Here is a 22,468-nt window from a genome sequence, read left to right on the forward strand (position 1 = left end):
TCCCCGCCTCTCTTTCTTATATTCTTGCTAATAGTATAGCACTTTTATGTACTAATGTAAAGCATAAGCACCCAAATAGCTTGGATTCAAGCTTTTTCTTAAAATTCTGCCTCAACTCGATAGATGACTTGGCCCTTGCTTGAGAACTTTTGCTCATACTCAGTCATGACATTTCCTTCAAAGTCGCTGGCATGTAAATCTAGCCAAACGCCATTGAGTTTCATGCCATATTGTGAAAAGCTCACTAAGCTATATTCAAACAAGCCACGATTATCTGTCTTGAAATGAATTTCACCGTGTTCAGGCAAGATTCGTTTGAAAGTATCCAAGAAGCTCTTATAAGTCAAACGACGCTTCTCATGGCGTTTTTTAGGCCATGGATCCGAAAAATTCAAATACAAGCGGTCGATTTCACCATCTTCAAAATAATTGGTCAATTCTGAACCATCAACCCATAGAAGTTTGATGTTGGGAACTCCAACTTCTAAGACCTTGTCTAATGCATAGCTTAATACAGACTTCTGAATATCAATCCCGATATAGTTGATGCCAGGATTTTGTTTGGCCATTCCTGTTACAAAACCACCTTTGCCGCTACCAACCTCTACATGGATTGGATTGTCATTGCCAAATAAATCTCGCCACTTTCCTTTAGCTTCTGCGGGGTTTAAGACAACATACTGCGGATTAGCCTCTAACAGTTCTGTTGCCCCTTTACGATTTCTAACTCTCATTTTTTCTTTCCATACTTATCTCGGAAACTACGCAAAGCATAGATTTCCCGATTTACATTATCCAAATCTTGATTTTCATAGTATTTGGTAATGAGGCTCAAAAATGACAGTTGAGCATACCAATATAACTTATTCAAGACAGTTTGATTATACTTATAGCCATAATTAGTTAGCCATTCTTGCCACTGATACTCTGGAATATAGTGACAGAGCAGATAGGCCACATCAAACATACGATCAGTCAAGCGAACGGAATCCCAATCTACTAAATAAATCAAGCCACTCTCTGTCTCAAACCAGTTGCTATGACGGACATCCCCATGGACTATGGTTGCATAGTCTTCCCTAAAGCCAGGAAGATTCTCACGCAAATCACCTAAAACCATACGTAGATACTGGTTGTTTTTTAAAGCATCCGGAGCCTTGTTTACCCATGACTGAAGTAAATCCGAAGGTGTTTCCATTGCATATCCCAATCGTGTCAACTGGGTCATTAAGGGACGTGAACAGTGTAAACGTGTCAAAATATCGATAATTTGTTTACGGTTCATATCGCTTGGCGTCAAAATTTTTCCTGTCAACCATTCCTGAGCGGACATATCACGGCCGTCTGGTAAACGACGGCTCCAGAGCAATTGTGGTGCAATTTGCTCTCTAGCTAAACCAGGCAGGATTGGAGAAGTATTCATTTTTATAAAAACACGTTTTCCATCAGGATAACTTCCCATATAAGCTTTTCCGCTCTTCCCAGATATCGGGGTTAGCGTTAGCTCAATATCACCCAAGTCCATTTCTTTCCTCCGAATAAAGTTTCCTTATTATTCTACTAATTTTTATGCTATTCGTCAACCAATCTTCTCAGTTGATACGGCAAATAAAGAAATTGCAAGACAAGACTTGCTCCCACAAGTGCTAGAACAAGAATTTTGTCCTTAAAAACAAGCAATCCTATGAGACTTTCCAAGATTAATACAAAAACCCCAATCGCTCTCAAAATTTCCTTCAAGCCTTTCTCTTTTTGCCCCTTACCTACTGGGAATAATTGCGTCAAATATTGATAGTCAAAGGCATGATAGAGGGCTAGAAGCTGGAATAACAAAAGATAATTGAATAAAATTACAATTGCGACTGCAATCCAAGATTGCTCAATGAAGATGAGAGCGGTCAAAGATAGGATTATGAGTCGCAGACTAAGGGCGAATAAATCTCCATTTCTCAGATAGGAACGAAGATAGAGGTTCTGCCAGATTTTTCCTGGCACTTTCTGAACTCCCTTGAGAATAAAGTCCAGATAAGCTCGGCGCTTAACACTATTTGAAATCCCCTTGACCTGTGTAAAGAGGGCAAAGAATCGAAGCAAGAACTGCTTACGTTTACTTTCTTGTGCAATGACATAATCCCAGTCAAGTCCATTTCCAAGGAAAAAGTTGCTAGACTTTTGGCGAAAAATCACATATTTTACTATCCCCAAGACAAGGAGATAGACTCCAAAAATCGGCAAACCAAGGCCCATGGCTAAGAATAAAGGCGCAAACAGGAGCAAAAAGAAAGTCTGTACACTGACCCAAAAGATGAAAGAAATCAGACTTTGCTTCTGGATGTGTTCTCTCACTTCTTCTTCAGCAACTAAAAGAAATAGTTTGTCAGGCACTTCTAGATAGGTCGCAATACCACCCCAAAGCAAAAGTAAAATAGATATCATCCCAATCAAAATTAGGATTGGGAAATGATTCTCAGGAAAGTGTTGGAGCAACTGGTTGTACTGGTAGGCCAAAAATCCTAACAACACCAACAAAAATAAGACAAAATGATCATTGAGCACATAACGGAGATAGGCCAAGCATTCCTTGCGAAATTCCTGCTTTCGTTTTAAAAACAAGTCCTTCATAGCTCCTCCTCTTTGGTCAGAGCCAAATAGATATCATTGAGGCTTGCTTCTGGCATGGCAAAAGCTTGTCTCAGTTCTTCAAGATCCCCTTTAGCCCTCACTTGTCCTTTGTGAAGAATGACAAAAGAGTCACACATCTTTTCAGCAGAATCAAGAACGTGGGTACTCATAAGGATAGACTTTCCTTTTTTCTTTTCCGCTTCTAGAAGTTGAATCAAATCTGAAATCGCTAAAGGATCAAGACCAAGGAAAGGTTCGTCTACGATAAAGAGACTAGGATCCACGACAAAGGCACAGATAATCATAACCTTTTGCTTCATCCCTTTGGAAAAATGAACTGGAAACCAATCCAATTTTTGATCCAAACGGAACATTTTTAAAAGCGGCTCTACACGTTCAAAAGCTAGATTTTGCTCGATACCATAGGCCATAGCAACCGTCTCAATATGCTCTCTGAGGGTCAATTCCTCGTACAAGCTAGGAGTTTCAGGGATATAACCAATTTTCTTGCGATAGTTCGTAGCATCCTCTCCTAGAGTCAATCCGTCAATCTTAATCTCCCCACTATATGGCGTCAAAAGACCAATAATCTCATTGATAGTCGTAGATTTTCCCGCACCATTCAAACCTATCAAACCTACCAACTGTCCGCTCTCAACTGTAAAGGACACATCTTTCAAGACAGGGACATGAACATAGCCTCCTGTCAGATTTTTAATTTCTAACATATTTTCTCCGAATCTGGTATAATGTAGCTATATTATATCAAAATTCAATACACTAGAGGTGGTTTTTATGTCAGATTGTATTTTTTGTAAGATTTTAGCAGGAGAAATCCCTGCAGCCAAGGTTTATGAGGATGAGCAAGTCCTTGCCTTTCTTGATATTTCTCAAGTAACACCTGGACATACCTTGGTCGTACCTAAAGAACACTATCGCAACCTTTTAGAAATGGATTCGACGAGCGCTAGCCAACTCTTTGCAAGGATTCCAGTCATTGCTCAAAAGGTTATGAAGGCTACCCAAGCTGAAGGCATGAATATCATCGCCAACTGCGAAGAAGTCGCTGGACAAACCGTTTTTCATACCCATGTCCACCTTGTTCCTCGTTATAGTGCAGATGATGACCTAAAAATTGACTTTGTTGCCCATGAACCTGACTTTGACAAACTTGCCCAAGTCGCTGAAACGATCAAAAACGCTTAAGGAGTTCCTATGAAACTATCAAATTTACTACTTTTTGCTGGATCAGCAGTCGGATCTTACCTCCTCGTTAAAAATCGTGAAGTTATCACTGAAGAAGTTATAGATACAACTGATCGCGTTGAAGCAATCAAAGGTGATTTAGATGTTATCCAAAATAACTTACAAATTATCAATCAACAAAAAGAAGTCATCAAGGAATACCAAGAAGACCTAACCTATAAATTTAAAGTCTTAGAGAAAGACCTCCAAGCAAGACTTGCTGTGATAAAAGAACTACGAGAAACTGAAGAAAACTAAAGAAAGGAAAGCATCCAACTTTCCTCATATCCCCTTAAATCCATCTTGGATTACCAGCTCCTAATAGAAAAGGGAGGGACTAAACATGAAACAGTTTTTAAAAGTCATCTTGATTATTTCTGGTTGCTTCTGTCTTTTTGTAACCCTAGCTTTTCTACTTGTGGCCAATCTTTTCAAGGCCTCATCAAGTGACATTCGAGAAGGAAATGAAACCTTAAAACAAATCTTTATCTCCCTTGACCTGCCTCCTGAGAAAGTTGAATCAAACGGACACTATCAATACGAGGGGGGAGGCTTGGATTTTTATGTGACTTTTTCAGATGAGGTTATCAATAGCCACCCTGTCCTGAAAGAAAGTCCAAACCTCACTAAAAACCGACTCAAAGTCTATGTCCTACAGGCAGGTGATATTTCCTATAGAAAAGTAGAAGATAATTTGTTTAATCATGGTTTATTCCAGTTTTTAGAGGAGGAAGGCGAGAAATATTTCCGAGAAAACGGAAAGAAATCACATTCTTCTTACACAATTCTAACTTTGAAGGATTCGGAAAGCATGAAAAAGGGAATCGCATTCTATGAAAAAGCTTTGACCTTGGTGGATATCCAGGATAATTCGGCGATTAAGCACATTGATACCGTAACTGTGAAACCCGGCAAAGAATCAGAACTCAAGCAACTCATCCAGGAAATGGATAAAGCCGGCTTGCTCATTCAAAAGTATAAATAGTAGACTAACTGGAAAATGATTTTCTGAAGCTAAATTTTTCAAGATAACACAAAAAGAGCCAATCGGCTCTTTTGTTTTATTCACCTTCGAAGGCATCCTTAATATGGTCAAAGAAGCCTTTTTTCTTTGGATTAACTTTCAAATCACCTGCAGCTGCGAATTCTTTCAAGGCTGCTTTTTGACGTTCGTTCAAGCCTGTTGGAGTCACGACATTAACAGTGACATATTGGTCACCAACAGCACCACCACGAAGGCTTGGAGCTCCCTTACCACGTAGGCGGAATCGTTTACCGGTTTGAGTTCCCTCTGGAATCACTAATTCAACATCACCGTGAACAGTTGGGATATCTACAGTATCACCAAGAGTTGCTTGGACGATATTGAGGTTTAACTTGTAGAAAATAGTTGTTCCTTCACGTTCAAATTTGTCGCTCGGCTCAACATTAACAACAACATACAAGTCACCGTATGGTCCGCCGTTAAATCCAGCCTCCCCTTGACCAGCTAGACGAATTTGTTGACCAGTTTCGACACCTGCTGGAATTTTTACATGGACACTGTGGGCTTGTTTTTCATGACCTGTTCCATGACAAGTTGTACATGGATCTTTGATTTCTTTTCCACGACCATGACAGACATCACAGGTTACTTGGCGACGCATCATACCAAGCGGTGTTTGAGTATCGACGTTGATAACACCAGAACCGTGACAGCGTCCACAAGTAACTGGACTTGTTCCAGGCTTAGCACCAGATCCGTTACAAGTACGACAGCTAGCTTCACGATTGTATTTGACTTCTTTTTCAGTACCAAAGATGGCTTCTTCAAAAGTCAAATTGACGCGATATTGGAGGTCATCCCCTTGACGAGGTGCGTTTGGATTGCGAGAAGAACCGCCTCCGCCGAAAAAACTTGAGAAGATATCTTCAAAGCCACCAAAGCCTCCTGCACCATCGAAGCCACCGAAACCGCCTGCACCACCAAAGCCACCATTGGCACCAGCAGCACCATATTGGTCGTAAGCAGCACGTTTTTGTTCGTCACTTAAGGTCTCATAAGCTTCTTGAACTTCCTTGTACTTGTCCTCAGCACCAGGCTCCTTGTTGATATCTGGGTGATATTTTTTAGATAATTTCCGATAGGCTTTCTTGATTTCATCCTGAGATGCATTCTTTGAAACGCCCAAACGGTCATAAAATTCAGTATTGTTCATACAAGATACTAAGAGCGAACAGAAAGCGACTGAAATTTAGGAAACCGACAAGAAATCCTGATTTCTTAGGTGGTTTATCTAATTTCCAAGCTTTCCGCTCGAGTTCAATTCCCCGAACGCTCTTTGTTCCTTTCTATTGATGTTGTAAATCAAACCACGATGTAGGTCGGGTTCAATTCCTTTCTTTCATATTGAGTAAGAAACTTTAGAGCTCGGCTTCAATTCCCCGAACACTCTTTGTTCCTTTCTATTGATGTTGTGAATCAAACCACGATTTAGGTCGGGTTCAGTTCCTTTCTTTCATATTGAGTAAGAAACTTTAGAGCACGGGTTCAATTCCCCGAACACTCTTTGTTCCTTTCTATAATTTTTATGTAAATCTTCAGAGGCTGTTTTCTATACTTCGCTTCACTTGATCAAACTCTTGGTCTGATAGAGTAAATATCAAATCCTCTTCTGAGTAGTCGTTTCGTTCTTTAAAATAGTTGTCCGTATTAGCTGCCAAGCCTAAACTTAGAATCACTTTTCTTGCAAACTCTTGATGGGCAAAACCGATAGCCGTAATGATCTGTTTATCTTGCACAAGAACTTTCGGTTGGAAATTTTCACGTGGAAGAAATTCAAAATAGTCAAAGAAGTTTTGCCAAATTCCACCTGTAAATTTCGTGTCCTTCAACAGACCTGCTTTCGCTAATAAAAGAGGCGCTGAAGAAATGGCTGCAATGAGGATATCTTGCTCACCAAGATCCCTCAAGAACGAAATCAATTTCTCATCCTGTAGGGCAGGGCCTATATTGACCATTCCTGGCAAAATCACGCAAGAATACTCTTCTATACAGATTTGATCTAGTGTTTTAGTTGGTTGACAGGGCAAGCCATCCTCAGAGACCACCATCGAATGATCTGAAGCGGCATAATCAATCATGACGTCAAAAGACAGAGCTAAAGTACTTGTTAAAGCGGTTATCTCATAGAGAGAAAAATTAGGATAAATGATACAAAGTACTTTTTTCATACGCAACATCCTCTATTTTACCGAAAAACAGAGGCTGGGTTGCAACCTCTGGATTTCTTCCTATCATTACGACATTCTAAAACAAAGTCGATTATACTTTGTTTTAGAACTAGTAAGGCTGAATTGAGTTTCGGCTAGATCGAGCACGCCCTAACCTCTTGGTGAAAAAGACAAATCTTTCTAGAAACTAAAGTTTCTGCGTCAGATTTCCTATTTTCACTGTGAGGTTTTAACGGGCTTTGCATCTTATTTTTCAGTAAACTCTCCGTCTACGACGTCATCGCCTGCGTTTCCTGTTGCTTGTGCGCCTTCTGCTCCTGCTTGAGCTTGTTGCGCTGCTGCGGCTTGTTCGTAGAGTTTAACAGCAAGTCCTTGTGCTTTTTCGTTCAATGCTTCAAGTTTTGCTTTCATTTCGTCCAAGTTGTTGTCTTCTTGAGCTTTCTTAAGATCATCAAGGGCAGCTTGTGCAGCATCACGTTCTGCATCGAAGCCTTTGCCTTCAGTTTCTTTGATTGTCTTTTCAGTCGCAAAGATAGCTTGGTCTACTTCATTACGAAGGTCAACTTCTTCTTTACGTTTCTTATCTGCTTCAGCGTTTGCTTCTGCATCTTTCATCATGCGGTCGATTTCTTCGTCTGTCAAACCTGAGTTCGATTGGATAACAATTGTTTGTTCTTTTTGAGTTCCAAGATCTTTGGCTTTAACAGATACGATACCGTTCTTATCGATGTCAAATGTAACTTCGATTTGTGGGATACCACGAGGTGCAGCTGGGATATCTGTCAATTGGAAGCGTCCAAGAGTCTTGTTATCTGCTGCCATTGGGCGTTCACCTTGAAGAACATGGATATCAACGGCTGGTTGGTTGTCTGCTGCAGTTGAGAAGACTTGTGATTTAGATGTTGGAATCGTTGTGTTGCGGTCGATGAGTTTTGTGAAGACACCACCCATTGTTTCGATACCAAGTGACAATGGCGTTACGTCAAGAAGAACAACGTCTTTCACATCACCAGTGATGACACCACCTTGGATCGCAGCACCCATAGCAACAACTTCATCAGGGTTTACTGATTTGTTTGGTTCTTTACCAGTTTCAGCCTTAACAGCTTCAACAACGGCAGGGATACGAGTTGAACCACCGACAAGGATCACTTCGTCGATTTCTGACAAGCTCAAACCTGCATCAGAAAGGGCTTGGCGAACTGGAGTTTTAGTACGTTCTACGAGGTCACGAGTCAAATCGTCGAATTTAGCACGAGTCAAAGTCATTTCCAAGTGAAGAGGTCCAGCCTCACCAGCAGTGATAAATGGCAAGCTGATTTGAGTTGAAGTCACTCCAGAAAGGTCTTTCTTCGCTTTTTCAGCTGCGTCTTTCAAACGTTGAAGAGCCATCTTGTCGTTTGACAAGTCGATACCATTTTCTTTCTTGAATTCTGCTACTAAGTAGTCGATGATTTTTTGGTCAAAGTCGTCACCACCGAGTTTGTTATCCCCTGCAGTTGCCAATACATCGAAGACACCATCACCCAATTCAAGGATAGATACGTCAAATGTACCACCACCAAGGTCGAATACCAAGATTTTTTCTTCTTTGTCAGTCTTATCCAAACCGTAAGCAAGAGCTGCTGCAGTTGGTTCGTTGACGATACGTTCTACTTCAAGGCCAGCGATTTTACCAGCGTCTTTAGTTGCTTGACGTTGAGCATCGTTAAAGTAAGCTGGAACTGTGATAACAGCCTTGGTTACTTTTTCACCAAGGTATTCTTCAGCATAACCTTTCAAGTATTGAAGGATCATAGCTGAAATTTCTTGTGGAGTGTATTCTTTCCCGTTAGCAGAAACTTTTTCAGAAGTTCCCATCTTAGATTTGATAGAGATGACTGTATCTGGGTTTGTGACTGCTTGACGTTTTGCAGCGTCACCAACGATGATTTCACCGTTTTTGAATGACACAACAGATGGAGTTGTGCGGTTTCCTTCTGGGTTTGCGATGATTTTGCTTTCTGTTCCTTCAAGAACTGCTACTGCTGAGTTTGTTGTACCTAAGTCAATACCGATAATTTTAGACATGTGTTTTTCTCCTTAAATTTTATATTCTATTTTTCTTTTTGATACTCTTCTTAGGTGGCGGCGCCGTCAGAGCTTAACTTCGTTAATCTCTTTGACTAAACTTTGAGCCTAAGGTCTCAAAGTTTGCGCAAATAGCGCCACGGCGAAGAGTATCGCCAATGGTTCGCTTCGCTCACTATTGGTAAAGCCGAACCATTTTTTATCTTTCTTTCATAGTTTAGTGTCGTTTCGGACAAGGTTTTTAAGTTCTCTAGCCTAGTTATATACAACCACCATGGCTGGGCGTAGGATGCGGTCATGGAGTTTGTAGCCTTTTTGAAAGACTTGTGCGATGGTGTCTGCTGGATGCTCATCATCAGCTGGAACTGTTTGAATAGCCATATGGTAGTTATGGTCAAACTCTCCATCAGCTGCGATTTCCTCGATTCCTTCTTCTTTCAGAGCGTGAATCAAACTTTCTTGGACCATTTCCAAGCCTTTTTTGACATCATCTGTCAACCCTTCGACAGCAAGAGCTCGTTCAAGGTTATCAAGCGATGGTAAGATAGCTTTTGCCAAATCTTGACTGCGATAGCGTTGCAAGAGTTGGCGCTCTTCGTTGGCACGGCGCTGAATGTTTTGCATTTCTGCATGAGCACGAAGGTATTTATTTTCAAATTCTTCAGCACGTTCATTGGCCAAGTCCAATTCAGACTTTTCAGGAGTTGTTTCTTCAGCTGTTTCCACAACTTCCTCTTCTTTTACTTCTTCATTTTTAATATCTTGGGCCATTTTCGCCTCCTTTAATGATTTCAATCTTAATTCACTTCATAGTGATTACTGCTGAGATAGCGGTAAAAATCCGTCAACTTCATAGTCAAAACTCGATTAACTACATTGAGTTGATTGACCAATTGTTGATAATCCAGATTAACGGGACCTATAATTGCAAGAATTCCAAACCCACGATAGGGAATCAGGAACTTACTGCTAATCACTGCTAAGTCAGCTAAACAGGATTCTTGGCTATCCGCAACTCGGACACTTTGCATCTGGTCGCCAATCAGATTTTCTCGAATTTCCAAAGCAACCTTTTGTGGCTGATCAAAGAATTGATAGGCAGCTAAATTAGCGAAATTCAGAAGATTGACTTTCCCAGAAACCACGATATTTTCATTGAACATTTCTTTAAAGATATGTTCGATGAGATCCATAACATTATCCGTTGTTGTGAAGTAACGTTGGATAATTTGCGGGATCTCTGTCCGAATCTTGTAGTGAATATCCAAAACAGTCTGATCCAGGAAACGTTCTTGAATCATGGTCTTGAGGCGGTTCAAATCCTCCTGCAAGAAATTTCTCGGAATCAAAAACTGACTGGTAACTGTTCTAGACTCATCAAGCGTAAAAACAGCAAGAGCTGTATGTTGCCCGAGGACAACAATATCAAAAGCTGTTAACTTCTGCCTACTTGGTTCTACATCCAGTGCTACAACCGTACAACCACTCAAGTCTGTCAAGATTCTCGTTGCCTCTTGAAGAATATCCTCAAGCTTGAAGAATTCTTGATCAAAGGCTTTTACAATCTCATAAACTTGATTCTCAGCTAAACGGTCGAAGGATAAGGAGTGTTTGACATAGTATTGAAATCCAGCCACACTCGGCATCCGACCACTGGAAGTATGTGCCTTTTCAAGCAAACCTTGCTTTTCTAAAGCCGCCATGTCATTTCGAATGGTAGCACTACTAGAGTTGATAGACTCTTGTAAGGCTTTGGATCCAACAGGTTCGTGCGTTTTGGTAAAGATGTCAATAATCAGATTTAAAATATTCTGCTGACGTTCTGTAACCATCTCGCTACTCCTCTCTGATAGATCTTTTTAGCACTCGTAACCTCCAAGTGCTAACTTATGATTCTATTATACACCCTTAGAAAAGAATGTCAAGACAAAAACTCAAAAAATTAGCACTCTTTTATCAAGAGTGCTAAAAATCAGTCTGAGGACCTAGAAAATCATCTTACATTCTCAAGATATTTCTTTTTAAGTCTGTAAAAACTATAGATTAGATAGGAAATCATGAGGGCATAAAGGGCAAAAATAAGGAAGAAAGATTGAGAGAGACTTTCGCGAAACAAGCTCATACAAATAACTAGACCGCCAGAGATAGAAACTGTAGATGTACGAAGTCTAGATTTCACATCAGCCCATTGAAGACGATTATCCATGAAAGATTGATCATTTAAATCTACATCACAAATTGCTTTTCCAAAAACAGAATAAGAACAATTTTCCACAAATTCCCATCCTCTATCCTTCATACTTTGTAAATCTACCTCATTTTTTCTAAGGTAGCTAGTATTCCACACACGGTACATCACATCATCTGGTTGGCATTGTTCAAAATAGAAAAAGCCAAAACGATTCGATTTAAATTTCCAACCTTTCAAACGCATCTCATGCAAATAATCTTCTACCTTATCCAAATCAAAAATGGTAAACATTCGAAATTGTACTTTGCTATTCATTGTCTAACCTCCAAAATGGTTTTATTTATCAGATAATTCTTTCCACTTTTGAAACAATCTCCAAAAAATATAAGAAATCTGAATCGCGAAAACTATCAATAAAGTACAGTCTATGATAACAATCAAAAACATTCCCCAACTGAAATAACCTCTTCCACTGAGTAACTTTGAGAAAACCGGTAGTAGAGCCGAAAAGAGAAGCAAAATAGGAAGCATCCGCATTATTAAAATGCGCTTGACCATGGCTAACTTCTCGGCCGCGTCATTATAAATTTCAAACTCGGCATCCGACTCAACTCCAGAATAAAGCTTTCTAAAATAGGAAAACCCATTAAAGTTTGTAATATGCTCCCAGCCACAATCTTTAAATAGTTGTAAATAGGAAGCTCTCTCTGACTTTTTCATAGGATAAAAGTCCAACTGATAAACCACCTGGTCCGGTTGGCACTTTTCAAAAGTATACTTAACCGCAACTACTAAGTTAGAGTAGTTTACTTCCTTAAGTTTCCAGCCCTGAGCATGCATTTCTCCGAGATAGAGAGCCTCTCTATCATAATCCGCAATGGTAGCAATTCTATAAACAACCTTCTTTTCCATCAAAGCTCCTCCCGACTATTTCTGTAGAGCCGCTCAATACGTTTCAACTCAATCTCTAAAACTTTTCGACCCAAGTCTGTTATCTGATAGATTTTACGTTTTTCCTCTTCTCGGACAAAAGAAACCAAACCATCCTTTTCCATCTTTGACAAGGTCCCATACATGGTTCCAGGACTAATGGAAACCTGTGAATCTGTCATCTCTTTAACCTTTTGAGTAATACCATAGCCATGGTTCTCCTTTTGCAGACAGAATAGAATATAAAAACCCGTTTCAGTCATAGGAAGGTAAACCCGCCTAATCTTATCTGTTAATTCCATTTAATCAGTCCTCCTATTTAGTTCGATATATCGCACCTCGTTATATAAAATATATCACATCTCGATATAATTTGCAAGAAAAAAAGATCGTCCTCACGGACAATCTTTCTGATTTATCATTAGTATAGATCTAGGTAGTTATCAATTTCCCATTGTGAGACAAAGGTTGCATAGCTTGCCCACTCAATTCGTTTGGCTTCAAGGAAGCTAGTGTAGATGTGTTCACCGAGAGCTGCTTTAACCACTTCGTCTTCTGTCAAAGCTTTCAAAGCGTTGTGAAGAGTTGATGGAAGGTCTGTGATACCAGCCTCTTTACGCTCTTCTGCAGTCATGATATAGATGTTTTCTTCAATTGGTGCTGGTGCTTCGATTTTGTTTTCAATACCGTGCAAACCAACTTCCAAAAGCACAGCCATAGCGATATATGGATTTGCCATTGGGTCTACTGAGCGTAATTCCAAACGTGTTCCCATTCCACGAGTAGCAGGAACGCGGACAAGTGGAGAACGGTTACGACCAGCCCAAGCGATGTAAACCGGCGCTTCGTAGCCTGGAACCAAACGTTTGTATGAGTTAACTGTTGGGTTCATAATAGCTGTGTAATTGTAAGCGTGCTTGATCAAACCACCAAGGAAGTGATAAGCTGTTTCTGACAATTGCATTCCTTTTGGATCATTTGGATCAAAGAAGGCGTTGTTTCCTTCCGCGTCAAACAAGGACATATTGCAGTGCATCCCTGAACCAGCGATACCAAATTTAGGTTTAGCCATAAAGGTTGCATACAAACCATGTTTACGAGCAATGGTTTTTACAACAAGTTTAAAGATTTGAATCTTATCACAAGCACGAAGAACTTCATCATACTTAAAGTCAATCTCATGTTGACCTACGGCAACTTCGTGGTGACTTGCTTCTACCTCAAATCCCATTTTAGTCAAGACATTTACAATCTCACGACGAGTGTTATCAGCAAGGTCTGTAGGCGCCAAATCAAAGTAACCACCCTTGTCATTCACTTCAAGAGTTGGGTCTCCATTTTCATCAAGCTTAAATAGGAAGAATTCTGGCTCTGGTCCAAGGTTGAAAGATTTGAATCCAACTTCTTCCATATGACGAAGAGCACGTTTAAGATTTCCACGAGGGTCTCCTGCAAATGGTTCCCCTTCTGTTGTATAGACATCACAAATCAATCCTGCGACACTACCGTTCTCATCTCCCCATGGGAAGACCGTCCAAGAGTCCAAATCTGGATATAGATACATGTCTGATTCATTGATACGGACAAATCCTTCAATAGAAGACCCATCAAACATAGCCTTATTTGACAAGACCTTGTCTAGTTGTTCATCTGTAGCAGGAATTTCGACGTTTTTCATCGTTCCCAAAATATCTGAAAACATGAGACGGATAAAGGTTACATTTTTTTCCTTAACTTCACGACGAATATCTGCAGCTGTGATTGGCATGTTTTTTCTCCTTATATTTGACGACTAGCGGTTGCCTAACCGCGACCAAAAGGTGATTGTTGAGAAGCAAAGCGACTTTGTTGAAGAACTTCATTCCTAAGTGCTCGGCGCACCTCAGTTTGACTGACAGGTTTTTTAGCTTTCGCCTCACGTTCGGCATATTTTTTCTTGATAGCAGCAATGTTGAGGCCTTCAGAGATATAGTCCTTAATCTCAAGCAACCGATCCATATCATTTAAAGAATACATCCGGCGATTACCTTCGTTTCGATCAGGTTTTATCAACTCTTGATCTTCATAATAACGAATTTGACGCGCTGAAAGATCGGTCAACTTCATAACACTGCCAATGGGGAAAACTGCCATATTGCGACGAAATTCTTTTTCCTTCATGTGCACTTCCTCTTCTTTCTGTCTATTATAGTCTAAAAAAATTCAATCGTCAATTGTTTATGTCATATCTTGTGACATAATTTTTATTTTTTCTGCAAAAGGCTCCGTAAACGATCGATATCGTAATTGACTAGAATTGCCACGAAAACACCCATAAATGTCTCAAAAACTCGAGCAAACACGTACAAAACAGTCTCTCCGCTCGGAATTGATAGGGTAATAATCAGCATGGCTGCAACTCCCCCAATGACCCCTGACTTATTGTTCATGGCAACATTTGTCATGATGGTTAACATGGTACATATCGGAACCACAAGGAGAGTTACCCAAAAGGCTCCATGAAAAAAGTTGTTCAAGAGAAAGAACATCAGCGCATAAAAACCACCGATACTATTCCCTAAAATACGTGATGTCCCAAAGTGGACACTCTTATCAAAGTCTTCTCTCAAGCTAAAAACGGCTGTAAGAGCCCCAATCTGAAGTCCCTTCCATCCAAAAAAACCAAAAATCATGAGAACCAAAAAAACAGCGATTCCTGTTTTAAACGTTCGCATCCCTAACTTAAACTTAGATTTATCAAATGTATACTTTTTAAAATAACTCATCATTTCATCTTTCTTTTTTCCATTTTATCATAATTTTACTTTTTTGAGAAAAGGATTCCTCAATTGAAGAAAATAGGAACTAAAAAGAGAAGGGTATAAATCCTTCTCTTTTATATTCCAATATTCTATTTTAGAATAAATACATGAAAGCCAAGGTCACGAGACTAGCAAGCAAGCCCACTCCCCAGAAGAAGAAATCGACCTTCCACTCACTCCAGGATTGACCTTTACCAGAAAATCCACCCAACTCAAAATGGTGATGAACTGGTGTCATCCGGAAGATACGTTTTCCTCCAGTCAACTTAAAGTAGGTAACTTGCATCATGACAGATGTTGTTTCAAAAACATACACTATCCCAATCAAGAGCAAGGTCCATTCTTGGTGTAACGCCATAGAAATAGCGGCCAACATTCCTCCAAGAGCAAGACTTCCGACATCTCCCATAAAAACTTTAGCAGGCTTATGGTTAAAGACAAAGAAACCAAGAAGACCACCAATCATGGCAAGAATCACTAGGAGAATATCCAATTGGTTTTGTACATAAGCAATGACTCCATAGGCAGATAGGCTAATCACTACTGAGATACTTGCCAACCCATCAATTCCGTCAGTCAAGTTAACAGCATTCGAAAAACCAACTAACCAGAAGAGAGCAAAGAAAATGTAAAGAACGCCTAGGTGCAATGGATACCCAAATACATTTAAGACATCCCCTCCTCTTTCATAAAAGAAATAGAAGATTACTCCTCCAACTAATTGAAGTAGGAGTTTTTGCTTGGGATTAAGTCCTTCATTGATTTTGCGGAAAACCTTGAGGAAATCATCCAAGAAACCGACCAAACCATATAAGACCAGGATAAAAAGAATCATCCCAGCATTATTGGTTAACTGATTCGTCGCAAGAGCAAGAACTAAACTAACTAAGACACCCGTTACAAGAAAGACGATACCCCCCATTGTTGGGGTTCCGGCCTTAGCCTGATGTTGTTTCACATCCTCATGCATCTGTTGACCGGTAATCTGTGCTTTATGGTAAAAACGGATAAAGGCTGGAATTCCTATGACTGTTAGAATAAAGGCAATCACTCCAGCAAAGATAGAAATAAGCATTCTAATCTCCTAATGTTATTTTTATTTTCTGTAAATCTTTTAAAGCTGTATTGGAACGAACACTTTGCTTTTTAACAGTTTCTCCTGTACCTTCAAACTCAACTTCAAGATTCAACCATTTGGCAAAGGTTTCAACATTTTTCTTAGACCAGCCATATAAGTCAGGCATCTCTTCTACCTTGTCTGAAAGGAGTAAGATTTGCTCATTAGCGTCTAGATTGGTTCCTTCTGCCACTGAACTGTCCTTGATTTTTGTTCCTGAACCGATAACGATTGGTTGAACAAGATTGCGTCTCAGTTCCTCTGCCATATCTCCCGGACTATAGTCCTTGGTCGCTGGCATTGCATAACTAGTTGTTGTTGTAACTTGATCCAGATTTTTAGCTGTAGACTGAAGATTAAGAGATTCTTTCATGGCAGAAGCTCGTTCAAGAATAGGATTAGCAAATTCTCCAAACCAAGGGTTAGAAAAGTGTTCTGGCTGTTGAACCGTTACATACAAGATAAAATCAGGATTTTCAGCAGGATTCATAGTCACAACTGAGAAAATATAATTGGTAGAACCAACCAAGTATCCTCCATTTTTCTCATCAGCGATTTGAGCCGTACCGGATTTAACTGCTACATTTTGTCCAGGAACTGTTATAATTGGCTTTCCTGTGTAGTGATTATACATAGTTCCATATAGAGGGTCCGTCCCAACTAAGATCATGTGATTTCGAGTTGTGCTTGCTGCCTCTTTGGAAACAGGATTTCCTACTATTTCTTTTTGTGACTTACGTACAGACTGATTGTTAGTATCATAAATAGCACTTATAAATTTTGGCTCCAGCATAACTCCATCATTAGCAATAGCTGTAAAGGCACGAAGCATTTGTGTTTGTGTCACTGAAATTCCTTGCCCAAATGAGCTTTGAGCAATACTAACAATATTATCAGCTGGAAGTTGACCAGCGTATTCATCTGTCAAGCCAAAGCGAGTTGGAACCCCAAATTTAAAGCGTTTTAGATAATCCAACCAAGTAGCATCTCCCATTTTTTGTTCAAGTAGACTCATTCCAACATTACTGGAGTGAGCGAAACCTTGTAAGAAAGTCATCATCCCACCAGTAGTCAAACCTTCATTAACATCCCAATCTCGAGTCGTCGCATCCGCTATTTTGAATTCACTGCTATTGAAGTATTCTCCACTTGGGAAGGTATTATTATCAATAGAAGAAGCTAACGTCATAACCTTCATGCCTGATCCTGGTTCATAGTTACTTTGATAAAGAATATCACGCCAAACAAAGTCCTCAGTGATTCCTTCTTTAGTATCTGCATTAAAGGTAGGTCGTTGGGTGGTAGCGAGGATTTCACCGGTCTTTGCACTGACCAAGGTCGCGGTCATATACTTGCCTTTTAGTTTTTCTTGGAAGGCATCCATTTGAGTTTCCATGAAAGATTGTAGCGGACTAGACAATGTTGTATAAACATCCTTGCCATCCACAGTTTGTTGCGATACCAGTTCTGTACCTGGTACGATATTTCCTACACGGTCTTTTTCATAGGTAATAATACCGTCTGTCCCAGCAAGAATGGTATTTAAAGAACTCTCCAAACCAGAAGTCCCTAACAAACTCTTACTACCATCCTCATTTTCATGAAGTTGGGCTAAGCCAATAAAGCTAGAAGCAAATTGTCCATTTGGATAGCTTCTGTTAGGGCTAGTTGTAAAGTCAATCCCTTCCACACTAGCATCTTTCAAATCTTTTTTAATAGCCATCATATTGGCATATGTAATCCCATTTCCTTTTGCACCAAAGGAAACCTGGGTCAGATTTGGTTGAGCCAGTTGCTCTTTCACATAAGCCTCATCCATATCCAAATACTTATGGAAAATTTCTGCTACCTTATTAAACTGCGAATCCTCTACATAAAGAATTTTTCCCGTTGCTGACTTGTATTTTTTATCAATAACAGCATACACGTTATAAGAGGTCGCATCTTCAGCAATAGGCACTCCATTTCGGTCATAGATAGTCCCACGTTTGGCAGGAACTGTTCGGGTTGTTTGGTGGACCCTGCTTGCTTCCTTAACTAGGTCAACACCAAATTTTGAGCCTGTACCAATAATTACCGCAAAGTTAACCAAAAAAACAGCAAAGAGAAAGACGGCCAAGAGACTGAGACTCTTCCCAACTCGTCTGCGGTTTTCAAGGGGAGATTTGCGATTCTTAATGGCAAAGTGTACTATTTTTTCTTTCCATGTTTTCATATATTACTCCGCCGATCGGATATTTCCATTGTTTAATTGCAAGTCTTGCGAATCCGCGACACCCGCCAAACGTTCTGATCGGATCAATTCATTAACTTCTTGTTTAGCATCATCCAACTCTGTCTTTTTTTCCTCAATTTGTGAATTGACTGTTGTCAAATCACTCTGAACCTGCAAAAGTTGAGTCTGCATATAGACTACACTGATTGCTAAGACGAGAGCCGTGATGGCAATTGAAAGGTAAAAGGCCTTTTCAACACGTGAAAATTTTTTTATACGAGCTTGTAGCAATTGGCTCGTTGTTCCTCTGTTTTCTGCCATGGTTTCCTCTTACTTGTGAATTTTTCTTGCCACTCGAAGCTTGGCTGAGTGGGAACGATTATTGGCTTCCAATTCTTCCTTGCTTGGTAAAATCGGTTTCCGAGATACCAATTCCATTTTGGGCTTGAGATCGTCTGGGATGAAAGGCAAACCTTTTGGCACCTCCACTGTTGAAGCCTCTTTGAACAATTGCTTGGTCAAACGGTCTTCCAGCGAATGAAAGGTAATAACTGAGATTCTTCCATCCACTGCTAGTAATTCCATAGCTTGTTGGATGGACTCATCTGCAGCCCCGAGTTCATCATTGACCTCAATACGGATAGCTTGGAAAATCTGTTTAGCGGGATGACCTTTTTTCTTGAGTTCCTTAGCAGGCTTGGCGGACTTGATAATCTCGGCCAATTCTGTCGTTGTCTCAATCGGCTTCAACTCACGCGCCTGTTCAATCTTCCGAGCGATCTGCTTGGAAAACTTATCTTCTCCATATTTGAAAAAGATTCGTACCAAGTCATGATAGTCATAATGATTTACAACCTCATAAGCTGTCAAACTAGCTTCTTGGTTCATCCGCATATCGAGTGGAGCATCCTTTTTATAAGAAAAACCACGTTCACGCTGATCCAACTGCGGGCTCGACACACCTAAGTCATAACAAATTCCATCAATCTCGGTTACACCTAAGTCATGTAAGCGGTCCTTCAAATGACGGAAATTATCCTTGATGAAGGTGACCATTCCCTTTTCAATATAGGGAGCCAGACGTTTTTGCGCATTATCAATGGCATTCTGGTCTTGGTCAAAGGCATAGAGGTGCCCCTTTTCACTTAGTTTGCTTAATAAATACTCGCTATGGCCCGCTCCACCTAAGGTCGCATCAACGTAAATACCGTCAGGTTTCACATCAAGCATATCAATAGTCTCATGGAGCATGACCGTTACATGATGAAATTCTTTAGTCATATCTTATCTATTTTACCACAAATCCGACTAGCTTGCACTCACTAAAGCTAAAACATTCCACTGTTGCTTTATTCCTTATACTCGACAGGCTTCTCAGCTACTTGAGCTAGCCCTGAGTCTACTTCTGGATTCAGGTGATGATGAACTGCCTCTGCCACTGCTCTTGGTATACCAACAGCGACAATCTCATCCACACTGGCTTCCTTGATTTTTGTCAGAGATTTGAAATATTTCATCAAATTCTGCTTGCGTTTGGGGCCTAAGCCTTCAATTCCATCCAATTGAGAGGAGAAGGAATTTTTAGAACGAAGTTGACGGTGGAATGTAATGGCAAAGCGGTGCACCTCATCCTGAATGCGTTGCAAGAGGAAAAATTCCTGAGAATTGCGAGACAACTCTACCACCTCAAGCGGATCTCCAAAAAGTAATTCATGGGTTTGGTGCTTATCATTCTTCTGCAAACCTGCGATTGGAATATCCAACCCCAACTCTTCTTGAATGACCTGTTTGGCAATATTAACTTGGCCTTGTCCTCCATCAATGACAATCAAATCTGGCGGGGTCAAGCCATCACGCTGGACGCGCCCATAGCGTCTACGGATGACCTCACGCATACTAGCATAGTCGTCTGGTCCGACTACGGTCTTGATTTTATACTTGCGGTAATCTTTTTTGCTTGGTTTCCCGTTGACAAAAACTACCATAGCAGAGACAGGACTGGTTCCCATGATATTAGAGTTGTCGAAGGACTCAATTCGGACTGGTGTTGGAATCTTAAGCAGACGTCCTAAATTTTCAATGGCCCCTTGAGTCTTTTCAACTGATTTCTCTAATAGATTAAACTTCTGCTCCAGACTGACACGAGCATTTTTTATGGCGAGATTGACCAGTTGCTTCTTCTCACCACGTTGGGGCTTGAGAATTTTGGTATCCACCAAAGCCTTAACAGCTTCTTCATCAATATCCTGAGGAATCAAGATTTCATTAGGTACCAAGTGAGATTTTTCTTGATAAAACTGCCCAACATAGGTCAGGAAATCTTCATCCGGATCATTGTAGTAAGGAAAGAGATTGACATCCCGTTCAATCAGTTTACCCTGACGAACAAAGAAAACCTGTACACACATCCATCCCTTATCTACATAGTAGCCAAATACATCACGATTTTGGAGGTCCTTGGCCATAACTCGTTGCTTGGTTCGAAGAGTTCCAATCGCTTGAATCAGATCTCGGTATTCAGCCGCACGCTCAAATTCCATACTTTGGGCAGCAGAGTTCATCTTTTCCTTGAGGTCATTTATGATTTTGTCATCTTGTCCTTTTAGAAAATCAGAAACTTCTTGGGCCATGGATTTGAAATAGGCCTCATCCTTGTGGCAGACTGTGTGAGCCATGCACTGACCTATATGGTAATAAAAACAGACCTTAGATGGTGGATTGGTACACTTGCGGAAAGGAAAAATTCGGTCTAAAAGACGTTTGATTTCATTGGCAGCACCCACATCCGGATAAGGTCCAAAATAGAGACCTCCGTCTTTTTTGACCTGACGAGTAATGATTAGTCGAGGATAACGCTCATTGGTGATTTTGATAAAAGGATAGGACTTATCGTCCTTGAGCATAATATTGTACTTAGGCTTATTTTCCTTAATGAGATTAATCTCTAAAAGAAGCGCCTCAATATTGGACTCCGTGACTATAAACTCAAAATCTACAATCTCAGACACCAAGGCTTCTGTCTTGGTATCATGACTTCCGCGGAAATAAGACCGTACACGATTACGCAGATTTTTAGCCTTTCCTACATAGATAATTGTGCCGTTTTTATCCTTGTGAATGTAACAACCAGGGCTGGTAGGCAAGAGCTCCAGTTTTGATTTAATCAAGTTATTCATAGTTCCATTATAGCAAAAACTCCTTACCATTGCTGACATCAAGAAGTCCTATTTGAGCTTAAAAACACTTATTCTCCAGAGCCGTAAAGTTTCTGAACTGCTTGAACATCTTGAGCCTGAATACCATAGTATGACCCCGCTGGCTGCATGACCGAAACTTCATTGGTATGTTCCAAACCAATGGCATGCCCTAGCTCATGCTCTGCTGTATGCAAGATGCGGTCGTAGGTATAGCCATAGTTTTGATTAGATAAATAATAATGATTCAGGCGAACGGTCACTGAAGTGAATTGTTTGGTTAGGAGATTTGTCTGACTCTCCGCCTCACCAGCAACGGCTGTCGAACCATCATTCATTTCAGTCGCAAAAATATTGGCCTGATCCGGTTCGGTTACAATTTCAAAATGAAATACTCCAGTCTGATTCCAGTTAGCAATAGCTTCAAGATAGGCCCTTTGGAAAGTCGCATCCATTTGAGGATCGATATAGATAGTCGCTTGCGCCTTTGGCCATTTTGCCCCTGAATCTTGATGATGATCGGTCTGAGACAAGCCTTGCAACTTACCAGTTTCTTGCCATTGATGCCAACCTGCTTGACCAACTTGAACTAGTTGTCCCGCTTGATGGAAGACACCAGATAAATCTCCCGTCACATACCAGAGAATCCCTAAAGCAATGAGAATTAAGACTACAAGAGTCCACACAAGGCGCCAGAACATGCGCCAAATCCCTAGTAACAATCGACATAGAACACGTATAATCCAGAACATGATTTCCCGCCTTTCTAAAAAAATAAGAATCTATCTTTTAGCCAAGGTTTCCCATTCTAAAGATAGATTTCTTATTTTACTCGAGTAAGCTGAAAGAAAACTAAAACCACTTTGTTCA

Annotated in this window: 24 protein-coding genes; 3 read left to right on the top strand and 21 right to left on the bottom strand. The window is 40.4% G+C overall.

Translation table 11 applies throughout. The features are described from left to right. Positions 1 to 98: 98 nt before the first annotated feature. The 4 genes from trmB to LG369_RS06955 are packed head-to-tail and all read right to left on the bottom strand — an operon-like array spanning position 99 to position 3,350. Positions 99 to 734 carry a tRNA (guanosine(46)-N7)-methyltransferase TrmB gene (gene trmB / locus LG369_RS06940; protein WP_225750710.1) on the bottom strand — a complete coding sequence of 212 codons (636 nt, stop codon included), beginning with the start codon at positions 732 to 734 and terminating at the stop codon, positions 99 to 101. Further along, positions 731 to 1,525 carry a cell cycle regulator CcrZ gene (ccrZ, locus tag LG369_RS06945; protein WP_195183828.1) on the bottom strand — a complete coding sequence of 265 codons (795 nt, stop codon included), beginning with the start codon at positions 1,523 to 1,525 and terminating at the stop codon, positions 731 to 733. The genes trmB and ccrZ overlap by 4 nt, the downstream gene beginning before the upstream one ends. Positions 1,526 to 1,572: 47 nt before the next feature. Continuing rightward, a complete protein-coding gene (locus tag LG369_RS06950) occupies positions 1,573 to 2,622 on the bottom strand; it encodes an ABC transporter permease (protein ID WP_225750711.1) in 1,050 nt (349 codons plus the stop codon). Beyond that, on the bottom strand, positions 2,619 to 3,350 hold the full coding sequence (locus LG369_RS06955) for an ABC transporter ATP-binding protein (protein ID WP_225750712.1): 732 nt from the start codon (positions 3,348 to 3,350) through the stop codon (positions 2,619 to 2,621). Before LG369_RS06955 ends, LG369_RS06950 begins: the two co-directional genes overlap by 4 nt. A 67-nt stretch (positions 3,351 to 3,417) precedes the next feature. Here LG369_RS06955 and LG369_RS06960 point away from each other — a divergent pair, with 67 nt between their 5' ends. From LG369_RS06960 to LG369_RS06970, 3 genes are all read left to right on the top strand, one after another. Next, positions 3,418 to 3,828 (top strand): HIT family protein, encoded by a 411-nt coding sequence (locus LG369_RS06960; RefSeq protein WP_225750713.1) that lies wholly within the window; start codon positions 3,418 to 3,420, stop codon positions 3,826 to 3,828. 9 nt (positions 3,829 to 3,837) lie between these two features. Then, on the top strand, positions 3,838 to 4,125 hold the full coding sequence (locus LG369_RS06965) for a hypothetical protein (RefSeq protein ID WP_225750714.1): 288 nt from the start codon (positions 3,838 to 3,840) through the stop codon (positions 4,123 to 4,125). Between the two features lie 85 nt (positions 4,126 to 4,210). Beyond that, the gene (locus LG369_RS06970; RefSeq protein WP_178895433.1) at positions 4,211 to 4,852 is read left to right on the top strand and encodes a hypothetical protein; all 642 of its coding nucleotides are present in this window, start codon (positions 4,211 to 4,213) and stop codon (positions 4,850 to 4,852) included. 76 nt (positions 4,853 to 4,928) lie between these two features. Here the strand turns inward: LG369_RS06970 and dnaJ are convergent, their stop codons facing one another. The 17 genes from dnaJ to LG369_RS07055 all read right to left on the bottom strand — a co-directional run bounded on the left by dnaJ (position 4,929) and on the right by LG369_RS07055 (position 22,350). Then, positions 4,929 to 6,065 carry a molecular chaperone DnaJ gene (gene dnaJ / locus LG369_RS06975; protein WP_178895434.1) on the bottom strand — a complete coding sequence of 379 codons (1,137 nt, stop codon included), beginning with the start codon at positions 6,063 to 6,065 and terminating at the stop codon, positions 4,929 to 4,931. Between the two features lie 382 nt (positions 6,066 to 6,447). Next, positions 6,448 to 7,080, bottom strand: a complete 633-nt coding sequence (locus tag LG369_RS06980) for a DJ-1/PfpI family protein (RefSeq protein WP_178895435.1) — start codon at positions 7,078 to 7,080, stop codon at positions 6,448 to 6,450. Positions 7,081 to 7,326: 246 nt separating this feature from the next. Continuing rightward, positions 7,327 to 9,150 (bottom strand): molecular chaperone DnaK, encoded by a 1,824-nt coding sequence (gene dnaK, locus LG369_RS06985; protein ID WP_036754815.1) that lies wholly within the window; start codon positions 9,148 to 9,150, stop codon positions 7,327 to 7,329. 255 nt (positions 9,151 to 9,405) lie between these two features. After that, positions 9,406 to 9,921 (bottom strand): nucleotide exchange factor GrpE, encoded by a 516-nt coding sequence (gene grpE, locus LG369_RS06990; protein WP_225750715.1) that lies wholly within the window; start codon positions 9,919 to 9,921, stop codon positions 9,406 to 9,408. A gap of 26 nt (positions 9,922 to 9,947) precedes the next feature. Next, the gene (gene hrcA / locus LG369_RS06995) at positions 9,948 to 10,982 is read right to left on the bottom strand and encodes a heat-inducible transcriptional repressor HrcA (RefSeq protein WP_225750716.1); all 1,035 of its coding nucleotides are present in this window, start codon (positions 10,980 to 10,982) and stop codon (positions 9,948 to 9,950) included. Between the two features lie 161 nt (positions 10,983 to 11,143). Continuing rightward, the gene (locus LG369_RS07000; protein WP_225750717.1) at positions 11,144 to 11,656 is read right to left on the bottom strand and encodes a DUF2812 domain-containing protein; all 513 of its coding nucleotides are present in this window, start codon (positions 11,654 to 11,656) and stop codon (positions 11,144 to 11,146) included. 21 nt (positions 11,657 to 11,677) lie between these two features. Beyond that, a complete protein-coding gene (locus LG369_RS07005) occupies positions 11,678 to 12,253 on the bottom strand; it encodes a DUF2812 domain-containing protein (RefSeq protein WP_225750718.1) in 576 nt (191 codons plus the stop codon). Next, entirely contained in the window at positions 12,253 to 12,573 is a 321-nt protein-coding gene (locus tag LG369_RS07010) for a PadR family transcriptional regulator (RefSeq protein ID WP_000423982.1), read from the bottom strand. Before LG369_RS07010 ends, LG369_RS07005 begins: the two co-directional genes overlap by 1 nt. Before the next feature lie 119 nt (positions 12,574 to 12,692). Beyond that, positions 12,693 to 14,039: a type I glutamate--ammonia ligase gene (gene glnA, locus LG369_RS07015; protein WP_225750719.1), complete on the bottom strand. Its 1,347-nt coding sequence runs from the start codon at positions 14,037 to 14,039 to the stop codon at positions 12,693 to 12,695. Between the two features lie 35 nt (positions 14,040 to 14,074). Continuing rightward, entirely contained in the window at positions 14,075 to 14,431 is a 357-nt protein-coding gene (glnR, locus tag LG369_RS07020) for a transcriptional repressor GlnR (RefSeq protein WP_000659542.1), read from the bottom strand. 83 nt (positions 14,432 to 14,514) lie between these two features. After that, positions 14,515 to 15,036, bottom strand: coding sequence for an FUSC family protein (locus LG369_RS07025; RefSeq protein WP_225750756.1), 522 nt, complete (start codon positions 15,034 to 15,036; stop codon positions 14,515 to 14,517). Positions 15,037 to 15,166: 130 nt separating this feature from the next. Then, positions 15,167 to 16,147, bottom strand: coding sequence for a phospho-N-acetylmuramoyl-pentapeptide-transferase (gene mraY, locus LG369_RS07030; RefSeq protein WP_225750720.1), 981 nt, complete (start codon positions 16,145 to 16,147; stop codon positions 15,167 to 15,169). A 1-nt stretch (position 16,148) separates the two neighbouring features. Further along, positions 16,149 to 18,404, bottom strand: coding sequence for a penicillin-binding protein PBP2X (gene pbp2X / locus LG369_RS07035; RefSeq protein WP_225750721.1), 2,256 nt, complete (start codon positions 18,402 to 18,404; stop codon positions 16,149 to 16,151). Positions 18,405 to 18,407: 3 nt separating this feature from the next. Further along, positions 18,408 to 18,725 carry a cell division protein FtsL gene (ftsL, locus tag LG369_RS07040; RefSeq protein WP_049494144.1) on the bottom strand — a complete coding sequence of 106 codons (318 nt, stop codon included), beginning with the start codon at positions 18,723 to 18,725 and terminating at the stop codon, positions 18,408 to 18,410. A gap of 9 nt (positions 18,726 to 18,734) precedes the next feature. Beyond that, entirely contained in the window at positions 18,735 to 19,685 is a 951-nt protein-coding gene (gene rsmH / locus LG369_RS07045) for a 16S rRNA (cytosine(1402)-N(4))-methyltransferase RsmH (protein WP_004251773.1), read from the bottom strand. A 68-nt stretch (positions 19,686 to 19,753) separates the two neighbouring features. After that, on the bottom strand, positions 19,754 to 21,580 hold the full coding sequence (gene uvrC / locus LG369_RS07050) for an excinuclease ABC subunit UvrC (RefSeq protein ID WP_225750722.1): 1,827 nt from the start codon (positions 21,578 to 21,580) through the stop codon (positions 19,754 to 19,756). A gap of 68 nt (positions 21,581 to 21,648) precedes the next feature. Beyond that, positions 21,649 to 22,350 (bottom strand): M57 family metalloprotease, encoded by a 702-nt coding sequence (locus LG369_RS07055; protein WP_074324342.1) that lies wholly within the window; start codon positions 22,348 to 22,350, stop codon positions 21,649 to 21,651. Positions 22,351 to 22,468 lie beyond the last annotated feature (118 nt).

Source organism: Streptococcus sp. Marseille-Q4154, from assembly GCF_916700545.1.
In the GTDB taxonomy this organism is placed as follows: domain Bacteria; phylum Bacillota; class Bacilli; order Lactobacillales; family Streptococcaceae; genus Streptococcus; species Streptococcus infantis_I.

What these genes read in the sequence shown, in the direction of transcription:
- dnaK (WP_036754815.1), bottom strand. Translation starts at nt 9,150, where the DNA reads ATGTCTAAAATTATCGGTATTGACTTAGGTACAACAAACTCAGCAGTA.
- LG369_RS06980 (WP_178895435.1), bottom strand. Translation starts at nt 7,080, where the DNA reads ATGAAAAAAGTACTTTGTATCATTTATCCTAATTTTTCTCTCTATGAG.
- LG369_RS06955 (WP_225750712.1), bottom strand. Translation starts at nt 3,350, where the DNA reads ATGTTAGAAATTAAAAATCTGACAGGAGGCTATGTTCATGTCCCTGTC.
- LG369_RS06965 (WP_225750714.1), top strand. Translation starts at nt 3,838, where the DNA reads ATGAAACTATCAAATTTACTACTTTTTGCTGGATCAGCAGTCGGATCT.
- hrcA (WP_225750716.1), bottom strand. Translation starts at nt 10,982, where the DNA reads ATGGTTACAGAACGTCAGCAGAATATTTTAAATCTGATTATTGACATC.
- LG369_RS07025 (WP_225750756.1), bottom strand. Translation starts at nt 15,036, where the DNA reads ATGAGTTATTTTAAAAAGTATACATTTGATAAATCTAAGTTTAAGTTA.
- glnR (WP_000659542.1), bottom strand. Translation starts at nt 14,431, where the DNA reads ATGAAGGAAAAAGAATTTCGTCGCAATATGGCAGTTTTCCCCATTGGC.
- LG369_RS06950 (WP_225750711.1), bottom strand. Translation starts at nt 2,622, where the DNA reads ATGAAGGACTTGTTTTTAAAACGAAAGCAGGAATTTCGCAAGGAATGC.
- LG369_RS07010 (WP_000423982.1), bottom strand. Translation starts at nt 12,573, where the DNA reads ATGGAATTAACAGATAAGATTAGGCGGGTTTACCTTCCTATGACTGAA.
- trmB (WP_225750710.1), bottom strand. Translation starts at nt 734, where the DNA reads ATGAGAGTTAGAAATCGTAAAGGGGCAACAGAACTGTTAGAGGCTAAT.
- dnaJ (WP_178895434.1), bottom strand. Translation starts at nt 6,065, where the DNA reads ATGAACAATACTGAATTTTATGACCGTTTGGGCGTTTCAAAGAATGCA.
- LG369_RS06960 (WP_225750713.1), top strand. Translation starts at nt 3,418, where the DNA reads ATGTCAGATTGTATTTTTTGTAAGATTTTAGCAGGAGAAATCCCTGCA.
- ftsL (WP_049494144.1), bottom strand. Translation starts at nt 18,725, where the DNA reads ATGGCAGAAAACAGAGGAACAACGAGCCAATTGCTACAAGCTCGTATA.
- glnA (WP_225750719.1), bottom strand. Translation starts at nt 14,039, where the DNA reads ATGCCAATCACAGCTGCAGATATTCGTCGTGAAGTTAAGGAAAAAAAT.
- uvrC (WP_225750722.1), bottom strand. Translation starts at nt 21,580, where the DNA reads ATGAATAACTTGATTAAATCAAAACTGGAGCTCTTGCCTACCAGCCCT.
- ccrZ (WP_195183828.1), bottom strand. Translation starts at nt 1,525, where the DNA reads ATGGACTTGGGTGATATTGAGCTAACGCTAACCCCGATATCTGGGAAG.
- LG369_RS06970 (WP_178895433.1), top strand. Translation starts at nt 4,211, where the DNA reads ATGAAACAGTTTTTAAAAGTCATCTTGATTATTTCTGGTTGCTTCTGT.
- rsmH (WP_004251773.1), bottom strand. Translation starts at nt 19,685, where the DNA reads ATGACTAAAGAATTTCATCATGTAACGGTCATGCTCCATGAGACTATT.
- mraY (WP_225750720.1), bottom strand. Translation starts at nt 16,147, where the DNA reads ATGCTTATTTCTATCTTTGCTGGAGTGATTGCCTTTATTCTAACAGTC.
- LG369_RS07005 (WP_225750718.1), bottom strand. Translation starts at nt 12,253, where the DNA reads ATGGAAAAGAAGGTTGTTTATAGAATTGCTACCATTGCGGATTATGAT.
- LG369_RS07055 (WP_074324342.1), bottom strand. Translation starts at nt 22,350, where the DNA reads ATGTTCTGGATTATACGTGTTCTATGTCGATTGTTACTAGGGATTTGG.
- pbp2X (WP_225750721.1), bottom strand. Translation starts at nt 18,404, where the DNA reads ATGAAAACATGGAAAGAAAAAATAGTACACTTTGCCATTAAGAATCGC.
- LG369_RS07000 (WP_225750717.1), bottom strand. Translation starts at nt 11,656, where the DNA reads ATGAATAGCAAAGTACAATTTCGAATGTTTACCATTTTTGATTTGGAT.
- grpE (WP_225750715.1), bottom strand. Translation starts at nt 9,921, where the DNA reads ATGGCCCAAGATATTAAAAATGAAGAAGTAAAAGAAGAGGAAGTTGTG.